We start from the raw sequence: 11,935 nt of genomic DNA, 5'->3' as shown, positions 1-11,935 counted from the left end.
GTAACCGCTGCGGTTACGTATTAGACAAAAACGAAAGTCATAGGGAAAACTCTATCAGTCAATGCTCGAGCTGCCTATATCGCTTTGCTCACGTTGAATGCGCTGGTCTTTGGCCTCGGGAAGCACAACGATAAACTTTGCCTATGACCTCGGATCACTACTTCACCGCCAGCCCGGCCTCGGCCGATGAACGACGCACCATTGAAGTCGAACTCAACGGCACGGTGCGCAAGGTTCAGACAGCCGCAGGAATCTTCTCGCCTTCAGGCTTGGATAAAGGCACCGCGGTGTTGTTGCAGCATGTCCCCGCCCCACGCGGGCGCGTGCTTGACATCGGATGCGGCTGGGGACCGATTGCCCTGACCGCTGCCGAGAGGTCCCCCGAATCCACCGTTCACGGCGTGGATGTCAATGAACGCTCGATCGAATTGACCCGGCTGAATGCCCAGCATCTGGGGTTGGGCAACGTGGTAGTCGGAACCCCCGATTCCGTCGAACCCGGTCTCCAGTTCGATACCATCTGGTCCAATCCGCCCATCCGCATCGGCAAGGAAGCGCTGCACGAACTTCTGATGCTGTGGCTGCCGCGCCTGGCAGCAGGCGGGGAAGCCTGGCTGGTAGTGCAGAAGAATCTGGGGAGCGATTCCTTGCAGAAATGGCTGGCCGAACAGCTTCCCCAGGACTGGTCGATCACTCGCGAGGCCACGGCCAAGGCCTTCCGCGTCCTGAAGGTTTCGCGACCGGCCTAGAACCTCATTCCAGCAATTGCAGGCATCTGTCCATAGGACGAGATGCCTGCAATTTTTGCTTCACCGGCTACTTTGCGCCGATCACTCCGCGGGCAACTAGTTCTGCAGGGCCGGAAAGGATCGTGTCTTCGCCGCCGGCATCGTTGGCACGGAATTCAACGCCTACGAGGCCGCCTGGCACCGACACTGCCCACTGGTTGATCAGCGCGGTGCCTCGGGCCCAGTATCGAACCGCGGCGGCGGCAGCGCATGCGCCGGTGCCACAGGAAAGGGTCTCCCCTACTCCGCGTTCATGAACGCGCATCGTCACCTGGGCAACTCCGTCCTCTTCGATCAGCGGCTCGTTGGGAACCACGAATTCGACGTTGGTGCCGTTTTCAGGCTTTGGTGCGACTTCTGGTTCTGCGAACAGTTCAAGGCTGTCGAGCATGTCGATATCGGGAAGGGCCACCACTGTGTGCGGGTTGCCCATGGTGATGCTCAAAGCTGGCAGCGCCTGTTCCCAACCGCGTGGCTTGACCATGGAATCTATGGAGTCGGCCTCCGCCTGGTCCTCGAAGATCAGTCCCCACGGGCCCAGATTCACTGCATAGCCTTCAACAAGCCGGGTGATCATCTTGATGCCGGCGCGGCTGCCGATGTGGATGCTCTGGCCTACGGGAAGATCCACCAGGCCTTCAGCAATCAGGAAGTGGGCGAAGGCGCGCACCCCGTTGCCGCACATTTCGGCGATGGAGCCATCGCCATTCCGGTAGTCCATGAACCAGTAGGCCTCTGGATTCTGGGCGACCTGCTGTTCGTACCCGGGCATCTTGGATGTGGGAACCGCGCGAATCAAGCCGTCGCCGCCGATGCCGAAGCGCCGATGGCACAGTGCCGCCACCTGTTCGGCGGTCAGATCCACGTCAGCTTCTGGATCCGCAATCAAGACGAAGTCGTTTCCTGTGGCATGGCCCTTGGCGAAAGGCTGCCCCGCCAGTTGGCCTAGTTCGGTGCTGTACATCGATACTCCTAGCGTGTTGGTTCCTCGGTTGGCTTGCCGATGAGGGCCAGTGCTTTGCCAATGAGGTCCGATTCGGTGGGGTCCAGCCACTTGACCCGCGGGTCAGCGTTGAACCATGTGATTTGGCGTCGGGCAAATTTTCTGGTGGCAACCACCGTCTGGGTTATGGCCTCGGCCCGGGTGATTTTTCCGTCAAGATAATCCGTGTATTGCTGGTACCCGATCGCGCGAGAAGCCGTTTTGCCTTCGCGCAGTCCCAGTTCCAGCAAACCGGCAACTTCTCCAGCCAATCCCATCGCATCCATGGTGTGCACACGTGCTTCCAATGCTTCATGCAACGCTGAACGATCGTAATTTAGTCCGATCTGAAGAGCCGGAGCAACGTACTCGCGCTGCGGCATGTAGGAGCTGAACGGGCGTGCGGAGATTTCATGGACTTCAAGGGCCCGGATAGCCCGCCGCAGATCCAGGTTGCGCTCGGCGGACACGGGGTCCACTTCAGCTAGCCGGCGGCGAAGATCTCCGTCGCCCTTTTCCTGGACCTCTGCTTCCAGCTTCTTCCTGATGCCTGGATCGGTGGGCGGAAAATCGATGACATCCAGTGCCGCCCTGACATAAAGTCCTGATCCGCCGACCATGATCGGCACCTTGCCACGCGCGCGAATTTGCGCGAAGTGCTCGCGTGCTTCTTCTTGGAACGTGGCAACCGATGCTTCTTCGGCGATCGACAGGGTGTCCATCAGATGGTGTTCAATGCCGCCGCGTTCAGACACCGGCAACTTTGCGGTCCCAATATCCATGCCCCTGTAGAACTGCAGGGCATCAGAATTAACGATTTCCCCGCCGAGCTGTTGGGCCAGCGAAATCGCCAAGTCCGATTTGCCGGTACCGGTAGGTCCGACGATGGCGATGATCGGCAGATGAGTATCCATCATCGGGCTAGCTGCGCACCTTGAGAGTTGGCATGCCCAAATTTGTGCGGCCCGTGGCAGTAGTTTCACCCGGAGCAGGAACGCCACAGCTTTCCGCCTGCGCGCGGTCCCAGGCGTCTCCTGCGCGGGAACGGCGCAATGAGTACTGGCCGGATTCAGGGTCCGAAATGAGGTGGAATGCTGCCACTTCGGTAATGGGCAGGGTCACCAGATCGCCTGGACGCGGAGTTTGCGCTCCCTTTGGCACGGAGAAGTGCACCAGCCGCTGGTCCTGCGCACGGCCAGCAAGCCGGTGCGTTTCCTCGGCCTTGCGCCCCGACTGCTCGGTCACCATGACTTCCACGGTTCGTCCCAGCTGCTTGGCGTTTTCTTCCTTGGCGATGCGGTCCTGCAGCGCGGTCAGGCGCTCGTAGCGTTCCTGGACCACTGCTTTGGGCAGCTGGCCTTCCAGGGTTGCCGCGGGCGTGCCAGGCCGCTTGGAGTATTGGAAGGTGAAGGCCGAGGAGAAACGCGAAGCCTCGACAACGTCCAAGGTTGCCTGGAAGTCCTCTTCGGATTCACCGGGGAAGCCGACAATGATGTCCGTTGTGATCGCGGCGTGCGGGATTCGCTCGCGCACCTTGTCCAAAATTCCGAGGAACTTCTTGGAACGGTAGGATCGGCGCATTTCCTTGAGCACCTTGTCGGATCCGGACTGCAACGGCATATGCAGCTGCGGCATCACGTTAGGCGTTTCGGCCATTGCGTCGATGACATCGTCGGTGAAGGCTGCAGGGTGCGGGCTGGTGAATCGTACGCGTTCGAGCCCTTCGATTTCGCCGCAAGCGCGCAGGAGCTTGCCGAAGGCCAGGCGGTCCCCGAATTCAACGCCGTAGGAGTTGACGTTTTGGCCCAGCAGGGTCACTTCGATGGCGCCGTCGTCAACGAGCGCTTGGATCTCGGCCAGGATTTCGCCGGGACGGCGGTCGCGTTCCTTGCCGCGCAGCGACGGAACGATGCAGAAGGTGCACGTATTGTTGCAGCCCACGGAGATCGATACCCAGCCGGCGTACACGGACTCGCGCCGCGTTGGCAAAGTCGAAGGGAAGACGTCAAGAGATTCGAGGATCTCAAGCTCCGCCTTCTTGTTGTGTTCTGAACGAGCCAGCAATGCAGGCAAGGACCCGATGTTGTGGGTTCCGAAGACCACGTCGACCCAGGGAGCCTTTTTCAGGATGGTGTCGCGATCCTTTTGGGCCAGGCAACCGCCAACTGCAATTTGCATGCCTGGGCGCTCTGCCTTGATGCCCTTGAGGATGCCGAGGTTCCCGTAGAGCTTATTGTCCGCGTTTTCTCGCACTGCGCACGTATTGAAGACGACGACATCAGCAACGCCGTCCTTGAGCTCCTCGGGCTTTCGGCTCAATCCTGCGTCTTCCAAAAGGCCAGAAAGCCTCTCGGAATCGTGGACGTTCATTTGGCAACCGAAGGTGCGTACTTCATAGGTACGCGGCAATTCTTCGGTTTCCGGGATACTCACGGTTTGTTGCTCAGTCACCCTTCAAGATTACCGAAATTTCCATCGAGCTGAAATGTAGGCGACCCTAGGGCGAACGGCCCACGAATCGGAGATGGGTACTCGTGAATCATCTGGAGCGCAGTGCAGCGGTTTCCGATACGACCGGGTTGTTCCAACTGTTGACGATTTCAAGGAATGCGAGCAGAACCGCGGGTTGCGACGCTGGCGAACCACCAGCCAAGAGTCCAGCTCGGCGCGCCTTGCCGCTGTCGCGCTCCATGAAGGTTTTCCGTTGGTGGATGGCCTCGCTCACCGCGCTGTTCCTTTTTGCCGTTCCGATGGCGATTGGCGTAATCCCGCCAATGGATTACAGCACTGACGACCTGCTTTTGATATTGGGGCAGGTTCAATATTGGTTGCCATCGCGGTCATCATTTTGCCGGTTTGCCAAAGCTTGGATGACTGGCTATTTCGCTTGGGCAAGAGACCATTCATGCGAAAGAAAAATCGCTAGCCTCAGGACCTGAACCGTTCGTCCCATTCTTCGCGGGCTACCTTGAATGCCATCGAACCGTTGTAGCCTTTGCGTCCAAGCATTCCAACTAATCGGCGCAACGCCTTGTCGCGATCTGCTCCCATTGATTCTGGACGGAGTTTTGCGCGGACGAGTTCGCGGGCGCGCTGTTCTTCTGCTTCATCATCAATCTGTTCCAACGCTTCGGCGGCGAGTTCATCATCAACGCCTTTTGAGCGAAGCTCATGCTTAATCGCGCCGCGGGCCAGTCCCCTGGAGCGGGCACGAGTCACCACCCATGACTTCGCAAAACGCTGGTCATCGACGAGATTGATCTCGGCGTATCGCTCAATGACTTCGTCCGCGATTTCTTCCGGGCATTCCTTGTCCAGCAGCTTGTCTTTGAGCTGCTTTGCGGTCTTGTCGCTGGCAGTTAGCTGGCGAAGCAGGATGTTTCGCGCTTTCTCACGCCACTGTTCATCGGTGAGCTCTTCCGCTTCCCCCGCTTCGCGGGCCAGCTTGCGGGCTTCCCGCGCTTCGCGGCGTTCCTTCTTCGACGGCTTCGGGGGTGCTGGTGCGGCGACGATGCGTTCCATCGCTGCACGCAGTTCATCGACGCTTTCGGGCTTCTTGTCCTCCTGCAAAGCTGGCACAATGATGCGGCGATGGCCATGCTCGGGAAGTTTCGACGTGGACTCCGCTGCGCCTGCCGGTTCCGAGGCCGGCGCTTTCGCTGCCTGGGGGTCGGGCTTCGCCCAATCCGGCATGTCGTCGAGGCTTCCCTGAAACTCTTGCGAAACGGACGTAGCGTCCGCCCCGGATTTGTGTCCGGGGCGGACGCTACGTCGTTGGAAGTTTGAGGACACTACTTGTCGCCCTCGACGACTCGCAGTTCTGTCTCGTCTTCTTCAACCTCGTCCTTTGGCAGGACGCCGAGCTTCTGCAAGATCTGCCGCTCGAGTTCATCGGACAGGTCTGGATTATCGCGCAAGAATCGACGGGCGTTTTCCTTGCCCTGGCCCAGCTGGTCGCCATCATAGGTGAACCAGGCGCCGGACTTCTTGACCAGGTTGTGCTCGACACCCATGTCGATCAGCGAACCTTCACGAGAGATTCCGTGACCGTAGAGGATATCGAATTCAGCCTGCTTGAAGGGAGGAGCCATCTTGTTCTTGACGACCTTGCAGCGGGTGCGGTTACCCACCGGGTTGGTGCCCTCTTTCAAGGTCTCAATGCGGCGGATATCGATACGGACCGAAGCATAGAACTTCAGCGCCTTACCACCGGTGGTGGTTTCAGGGCTGCCGAAGAAGACACCGATCTTCTCACGCAGCTGGTTGATGAAGATGGCCGTGGTCTTGGATGCCGAGAGGCGACCGGTGATCTTACGCAGAGCCTGCGACATCAATCGAGCCTGAAGGCCAACGTGGCTATCGCCCATTTCGCCTTCGATTTCGGCGCGTGGCACCAGTGCAGCCACGGAGTCGATAACGATGATATCCAAGGCACCGGAACCCACGAGCATATCCATGATTTCCAGCGCCTGCTCGCCGGTATCCGGCTGCGAGACCAGAAGCGCATCGGTATCTACACCAAGCTTCTTGGCGTATTCCGGATCAAGGGCGTGCTCGGCGTCAATGAAGGCGGCGACGCCGCCAGCCTTCTGCGCGCTGGCAACAGCATGGAGCGCCACCGTCGTCTTACCGGAAGATTCCGGGCCGTAGATCTCCACGACGCGACCGCGTGGCAGGCCGCCAATTCCCAGGGCGACGTCCAATGCGACCGAACCCGTTGGGATAACTTCAATAGGGGCACGGGTTTCATCGCCCAGGCGCATGACCGAGCCCTTGCCATAGGCCTTGTCAATTTGGCCGAGGACAGCCTCTAGTGCCTTTTCTCGATCATTATTTGCTGCCATGGTTCACCTTTGCTCATGCAAGCCGGAAGCGACCTGCTCATGATTTATGTCCTGTTGTAGACAGTATGCTCATCCACCGACACTTTGGACTCTGATAGCCCGCCAGTGTGGACAATCTCAGTGCTTAAGTTTTTGGTGCAGTTTCCTGCGCTGCTTCTAGGATAAGCATATCCGAACAGATGTTCGAAATCCAACACGGCGTTTTCGAAGTATCGAAAACACCATTTTCGAATTCGGCGGTCAGGAATCCTTGGGTTCGATATCCACGCCGAGCCAACGTTCAACTGGAACGTCCTGGGCGCGGCACAGCGCCTCCCAGATTTGCTTGGGCTTGACGCCCTTGTTCAATGCTTCGGCCGGGGTGAGGCTGTCAAGTTCGGTCAAAGCCATGGAGTCGGCCAGAACGTGGGAGTACCGCGGCCCGAACTCGGCTTCCATATTGCGCCAGAAATCGCTGATTTTCACCTGATTATTCTCCCATGACATAGGCAAGGAGCCCACGCGATGAGCGTGGGCTCCTTGTTCGGCCCCGGCAAACTCGATTACTGAGCCGCGGAAACCATAAGATTTTTTGACTTAGACGGAAGCCAGCGGCTTTCCGGCGCTCTTCTCAGCGAACTCGTTGGCCATATCCGTTGGCACGGTATCAGGGATGGCGATACCTTCAGCCAGCGCTACTCGTTCGGAGACTTCACGCAACATGAGGGACAGTGGAATTTCCAGCGCCACGCAGATCGAGGAAAGCAGCTCCGAGGAGGCTTCCTTCTGACCGCGTTCAACTTCGGAAAGATAACCGAGGGAAACTCGGGCGCTATGTGAAACCTCGCGAAGGGTGCGTCCCTGGCGCTGGCGGACGTCACGCAGAACATCGCCGATTTCATGACGGAGTACTACCATTTTGTGCTCCTCCTTCTCGGGCTGGACCGTATGGGCTTCTCCCATATCGCGCCAACGGACGACACCATTGACAGTAACGGGTTGCTTGACCATAAATTTAGCCTTTGCTCCTAGGTCCATCTCGAAGATCTGTTTAATACGGGGGCCAACCTTGCGGCCCTGTAATTCGTACAACGACGGGTCATACGATTTTGTTCCCCGATCCTCAGCCTAATCTGAAAAATGCGACACTCGCCACATGAAGCAGGATTTTTGCGTAATATCTCGGGAGAACCAGTCTTGCGCGTCTTACTGTGAAGAAGCTTTATCCAGGATGGCAGCCAACTGTTGAAGTGCCGCATGGGTGCTTTGTTCACGGATCTGGGCGCGATCGCCCACAAAGTGGTGCACCGTAGACCCCGACTCGGCACTGCGGGCCCAGCCAATGTACACCGTGCCGACCGGCTTGCCATCGTGGGCCTCCGGTCCCGCCACTCCCGTTGCCGACACGGCCAGGTCCGCACCGCAAGCTTGCAGCGCGCCCACCGCCATCTGCCGAGCCACCTCGGGGTCAACCGAGCCCCGGGCATCGAGCAAGTGCGCATCCACCTTGAGCAGCGCTCGTTTCACGTCAGAGGAATAGCTCACGACTCCCCCGCGCAATACGGCCGAGGCCCCGGGCACTTCAGCCAAGCGCGCGGCGATCATGCCGGCGGTGAGGGATTCTGCCGTGGCCAGCTGGACGCCTTGTTCGATGGCCGCGGCGATGACGGCGGGAGCCTGGGGCTTCATCATGCGCCGCGCCCTACTTCTGCTTCTTGGCGCTTGCGACCAGCTGGCCGGCCTTGATGAGGTATTCAACGCCCGTCACCACGGTCACGGCCACGGTCAGCAGCATCAGGTACCAGGCAACAGCGTGCAGCCATTCGATGGTGTGGGTGTATGGAAGCAGGTACAGGCCAATGACCACCGACTGCAGGACGGTCTTGATTTTGCCGCCCATGTTCGCGGCGATCACGCCATAGCGGATCACCACCACGCGCAGCAGCGTAATCCCCCATTCGCGAACCAGGATCACGATGGTCACCCACCACGGAAGCTCCGCCAAGATGGAGAAGCATACAAGGGCCGAGCCGGTGAGCAGCTTGTCCGCAATCGGGTCGGCGATCTTGCCGAAGTTGGTAATCAGCCCGCGGCTGCGGGCCAGGTCCCCGTCGAGCTTGTCGGTGTACATGGCCAGGACAAACAGCACCAGGGCAACCCAGCGCCACAGCCCCTGCTGCGAGCCATCGGCCAGCAGCGCCCAGACGAAGAAGGGCACCATGATGATGCGAATGCACGTGAGCACATTGGCGATGTTCAGTGTCGGAACCGGTGGCTGGGCGCCGTGGCCAGCTTGCTCGCTCATGGGTTCTAGTTTCTTCCTGTCAGGTCCCAGGCGTCTTCGCCCGGTTCGTCGGAGCCGTCAAAGTAGTCAACAGCTTGCGGGCGATCATCCAGGTCCCTGGCCACCAGGTCTTCGGCGTATTCGGCCACTGGATCAGCGTGGTTCACGTTGGCTTCGGCCACCAGGGCCGCTTCGGTGGCCGATGGCGCGGTGGTTGCCGGGTCATCGCCGCGCATCGCGGCCAGGACCATTGGCAGGTCATCGGGCTGGATGAGCACGTCGCGGGCCTTGGAGCCCTCGGAAGGGCCCACCACTCCGCGCGATTCCATCAAGTCCATCAGGCGGCCTGCCTTGGCGAAGCCAACACGCAGCTTGCGCTGGAGCATCGAGGTGGAACCGAACTGGCTGGTGACCACCAATTCGGTGGCCTGCAGCAGCAGGTCCAGATCGTCTCCGATATCCTCGTCGATCTGCTTCTTCTTTTCGGCGGCCGGAATCACGTCGTCGCGGTACTCCGGTGCCAGCTGCGTCTTGACGTGTTCGACCACGCGCTGGATCTCGGACTCGGTGACCCAGGCGCCCTGCACGCGCATCGGCTTGGAGGTGCCCATGGGCAGGAACAGCGCGTCACCCTGGCCCAGCAGCTTCTCGGCGCCGGGCTGGTCCAGGACCACGCGGGAGTCGGTGACCGAGGAGGTGGCGAAGGCCATGCGCGAAGGCACGTTGGCCTTGATCAGGCCGGTGACCACGTCCACGGATGGACGCTGGGTGGCCAGCACCAGGTGGATGCCGGCGGCACGGGCCAGCTGGGTGATGCGAACGATCGACTCTTCCACATCGCGCGGCGCGACCATCATCAAATCGGCGAGCTCGTCGACAATCACCAGCAGGTACGGGTAGGGCTTGAGCACCCGCTGGGAGCCCTCCGGCGGATGGACCTTGCCGGCCTTCACCGCCTTGTTGAAGTCGTCGATGTGCTTGTAGCCGAAGTTGGCCAGGTCGTCGTAGCGGGTGTCCATTTCGCGGACCACCCAGCCCAGCGCCTCGGCGGCCTTCTTCGGATTGGTGATGATCGGGGTGATCAGGTGCGGCACGCCCTCGTAGGCGGTGAGTTCAACGCGCTTGGGGTCAACCATGACCATGCGGACCTCATCCGGGGTGGCGCGCATCAGGATCGAGGTGATCATCGAGTTCACGAACGAGGACTTGCCGGCGCCGGTGGCGCCTGCCACCAGCAGGTGCGGCATCTTGGCGAGGTTGGCGACCACAAAGCCGCCTTCGACGTCCTTGCCGACGCCCATCACCATCGGATGCTCGGTCTTTCGGGCGTTGTTGCTGCGCAGCACGTCGCCCAGGGCAACAACTTCCTTGTCGGTATTCGGAATTTCGATGCCGATGGCAGACTTGCCGGGGATCGGCGAAAGGATGCGCACGTCGGAGGAAGCCACCGCGTAGGAGATGTTCTTGGCCAGCGCGGTGACCTTCTCCACCTTGGTGCCTGGCGACAGCTCGATTTCGTAGCGGGTCACCGTCGGCCCGCGCGAGAAGCCGGTCACCTGGGCATCGACCTTGAACTGCTGCAGGGTGTTGGTCAGCGCGTCCACCACTACCTGGTTGGCCTCGGAAGCTTCCTTGGCTGGCGGGCCGGCCGGCAGGTAGCCGTCTTCTGGCAGGGTGTAGGTGACATCGCCGGAGAGCTGCAGCTGCTCGCTGCGCGCCGGGATCGGCGCCTGCGGGCTGGCCGAAAGTCCTGCGGCGCGTGAGGAAACCTGGTCCATGGCGGAGGTGGTTGCCTCCGGCTCGGCCTTCAAACCGATATTGGCCATGATCTCGGCCATTTCGCTTTCGGCCTTGGTGGGGCGCTTCACCCCGGGAGGCGGACCGGCAGGCGCGGGCCTCGACGCGGCAGGCATGGCCTGGGTGGCGGCTTCGGCGGCATCGTGGTCCTCGAAGTCCGGACGCGCGATGGCCTGGGTGGCGGCTTCATCGGCATCAAAGATCTTGCCGGAGTTGCGGTTGCTCACCGGCAGCGACGTGGTCGAGGCCTCGGAGAATTCTTCGGGCTCGATGACGGCCTTGTCGTAGGCGACGTCGCCCGGGCGCTCGGCGCTTTCGCTTCCGTCCACGTCGTAGACTTCGGTCACCTGGCGGGCCGCGGCAGCGCGGCGTTCGAAGAATCCCGGCTTCTTCTTTTTTGGTGCAGGGGCAACCGGCTCGTCCTCCGGGTAGAGGTAGGACTGGTCGTGTTCTTCGCGGGTTGGATCCAGTTCGGTTTGGGCCGGGTGGCGTGCCGGCTTGGCCGCGTCGGGGTCCTGGCCCAGCAGGCGGTTATAGCCCGCGCGGATCCGCTGCGGAATCTGGGTAAAGGGCGTTGCGGTGACAATCAAGAGGGACATGAATGCCAGGAAGATGAAGACGGCCATGGCGCCGGGGACCGTGATCAGCAGGCCCAGCGGCGTTCCGAGGATGGAGCCGGCCATTCCGCCAGCGTTCCACAGCAGCTCGAAGTCATCGGTGACCGCTGGCGAGCCTTGTGCCAGCGATGCGATGGACGAGCCGGAGAGCGTCATGATCAGCAGGCCAATGCCGATGCGGTTATTGGCGGTGACTTCTTCCGGGTAGCGGAAGAGCCGGAAGGCCCCGATGAACAAGATGACCGGCAGGAGCACGGCCATGAAGCCCAGGGTGCCGCCAGCTACGGCGTGCACGCCCTGTCCAAACCAGCCCGATGCGCGCAGCCCCCACCATTCGATGATGGCCACGGTAATCGAGATCAGGGCAAGGAAAAGCCCAGTGCCGTCGCGGCGCAGCTCGTAGTCAGGGCTCACCGTTCCGCCGATTCGGCGGAAGGCGCCACCAAAAATCCGGGCAATGCCCATCCATACGCTGCGCAGGGCGCGTAAGGGCAGGGCGAGTTCCTGTTCCGGATTCTCGGGCGTTTTCTTGGAGGACGAAGAGCTGGACGCCTTGGGTTTACGCGTCGCCGGCTTCTTCGTCCCCTGAGACTGGGTACGTGGGGCCATAGTTCTAGGGTATCGCCAACAGCTGTATGCGCCCC

12 protein-coding genes are annotated in these 11,935 nt (G+C 60.7%); 1 reads left to right on the top strand and 11 read right to left on the bottom strand.

The genetic code is table 11. The features are described from left to right. Window positions 1-143 precede the first annotated feature (143 nt). Window positions 144-749: a class I SAM-dependent methyltransferase gene (locus tag AOZ07_RS05865; RefSeq protein WP_060701137.1), complete on the top strand. Its 606-nt coding sequence runs from the start codon at window positions 144-146 to the stop codon at window positions 747-749. Between the two features lie 67 nt (window positions 750-816). Here the strand turns inward: AOZ07_RS05865 and dapF are convergent, their stop codons facing one another. The 11 genes from dapF to AOZ07_RS05810 all read right to left on the bottom strand — a co-directional run bounded on the left by dapF (window position 817) and on the right by AOZ07_RS05810 (window position 11,900). Next, window positions 817-1,752: a diaminopimelate epimerase gene (gene dapF, locus AOZ07_RS05860; RefSeq protein ID WP_060701136.1), complete on the bottom strand. Its 936-nt coding sequence runs from the start codon at window positions 1,750-1,752 to the stop codon at window positions 817-819. Window positions 1,753-1,760: 8 nt separating this feature from the next. Continuing rightward, on the bottom strand, window positions 1,761-2,687 hold the full coding sequence (gene miaA / locus AOZ07_RS05855) for a tRNA (adenosine(37)-N6)-dimethylallyltransferase MiaA (RefSeq protein WP_084793148.1): 927 nt from the start codon (window positions 2,685-2,687) through the stop codon (window positions 1,761-1,763). 4 nt (window positions 2,688-2,691) lie between these two features. After that, a complete protein-coding gene (miaB, locus tag AOZ07_RS05850; RefSeq protein WP_060701135.1) occupies window positions 2,692-4,221 on the bottom strand; it encodes a tRNA (N6-isopentenyl adenosine(37)-C2)-methylthiotransferase MiaB in 1,530 nt (509 codons plus the stop codon). Window positions 4,222-4,309: 88 nt separating this feature from the next. Beyond that, window positions 4,310-4,495, bottom strand: a complete 186-nt coding sequence (locus AOZ07_RS05845; RefSeq protein ID WP_060701134.1) for a hypothetical protein — start codon at window positions 4,493-4,495, stop codon at window positions 4,310-4,312. 203 nt (window positions 4,496-4,698) lie between these two features. Beyond that, window positions 4,699-5,463, bottom strand: coding sequence for a regulatory protein RecX (locus tag AOZ07_RS05840; protein ID WP_098945494.1), 765 nt, complete (start codon window positions 5,461-5,463; stop codon window positions 4,699-4,701). A 98-nt stretch (window positions 5,464-5,561) separates the two neighbouring features. Beyond that, the gene (recA, locus tag AOZ07_RS05835) at window positions 5,562-6,614 is read right to left on the bottom strand and encodes a recombinase RecA (RefSeq protein WP_022875856.1); all 1,053 of its coding nucleotides are present in this window, start codon (window positions 6,612-6,614) and stop codon (window positions 5,562-5,564) included. Window positions 6,615-6,854: 240 nt separating this feature from the next. Further along, window positions 6,855-7,079: a DUF3046 domain-containing protein gene (locus AOZ07_RS05830; RefSeq protein ID WP_060703328.1), complete on the bottom strand. Its 225-nt coding sequence runs from the start codon at window positions 7,077-7,079 to the stop codon at window positions 6,855-6,857. 111 nt (window positions 7,080-7,190) lie between these two features. Next, window positions 7,191-7,604, bottom strand: a complete 414-nt coding sequence (locus AOZ07_RS05825; RefSeq protein ID WP_060701133.1) for a helix-turn-helix domain-containing protein — start codon at window positions 7,602-7,604, stop codon at window positions 7,191-7,193. Window positions 7,605-7,799: 195 nt separating this feature from the next. Then, entirely contained in the window at window positions 7,800-8,285 is a 486-nt protein-coding gene (locus tag AOZ07_RS05820; RefSeq protein ID WP_060701132.1) for a CinA family protein, read from the bottom strand. Between the two features lie 10 nt (window positions 8,286-8,295). Further along, complete coding sequence (pgsA, locus tag AOZ07_RS05815; protein WP_060701131.1) at window positions 8,296-8,898, bottom strand: CDP-diacylglycerol--glycerol-3-phosphate 3-phosphatidyltransferase; 603 nt, start codon at window positions 8,896-8,898, stop codon at window positions 8,296-8,298. 5 nt (window positions 8,899-8,903) lie between these two features. Next, window positions 8,904-11,900 carry an FtsK/SpoIIIE family DNA translocase gene (locus tag AOZ07_RS05810; RefSeq protein ID WP_060701130.1) on the bottom strand — a complete coding sequence of 999 codons (2,997 nt, stop codon included), beginning with the start codon at window positions 11,898-11,900 and terminating at the stop codon, window positions 8,904-8,906. Window positions 11,901-11,935 lie beyond the last annotated feature (35 nt).

Source organism: Glutamicibacter halophytocola (assembly GCF_001302565.1).
Taxonomy (GTDB): domain Bacteria; phylum Actinomycetota; class Actinomycetes; order Actinomycetales; family Micrococcaceae; genus Glutamicibacter; species Glutamicibacter halophytocola.
Note: the sequence above shows the minus strand (reverse complement) of the source record. Positions and strands in the feature narration are given on the sequence as shown.

Coding starts and splice junctions, on each gene's coding strand:
- AOZ07_RS05865 (WP_060701137.1), top strand. CDS start 144: ATGACCTCGGATCACTACTTCACCGCCAGCCCGGCCTCGGCCGATGAA.
- dapF (WP_060701136.1), bottom strand. CDS start 1,752: ATGTACAGCACCGAACTAGGCCAACTGGCGGGGCAGCCTTTCGCCAAG.
- miaA (WP_084793148.1), bottom strand. CDS start 2,687: ATGATGGATACTCATCTGCCGATCATCGCCATCGTCGGACCTACCGGT.
- AOZ07_RS05840 (WP_098945494.1), bottom strand. CDS start 5,463: ATGCCGGATTGGGCGAAGCCCGACCCCCAGGCAGCGAAAGCGCCGGCC.
- recA (WP_022875856.1), bottom strand. CDS start 6,614: ATGGCAGCAAATAATGATCGAGAAAAGGCACTAGAGGCTGTCCTCGGC.
- AOZ07_RS05825 (WP_060701133.1), bottom strand. CDS start 7,604: ATGGTCAAGCAACCCGTTACTGTCAATGGTGTCGTCCGTTGGCGCGAT.
- AOZ07_RS05820 (WP_060701132.1), bottom strand. CDS start 8,285: ATGATGAAGCCCCAGGCTCCCGCCGTCATCGCCGCGGCCATCGAACAA.
- pgsA (WP_060701131.1), bottom strand. CDS start 8,898: ATGAGCGAGCAAGCTGGCCACGGCGCCCAGCCACCGGTTCCGACACTG.
- AOZ07_RS05810 (WP_060701130.1), bottom strand. CDS start 11,900: ATGGCCCCACGTACCCAGTCTCAGGGGACGAAGAAGCCGGCGACGCGT.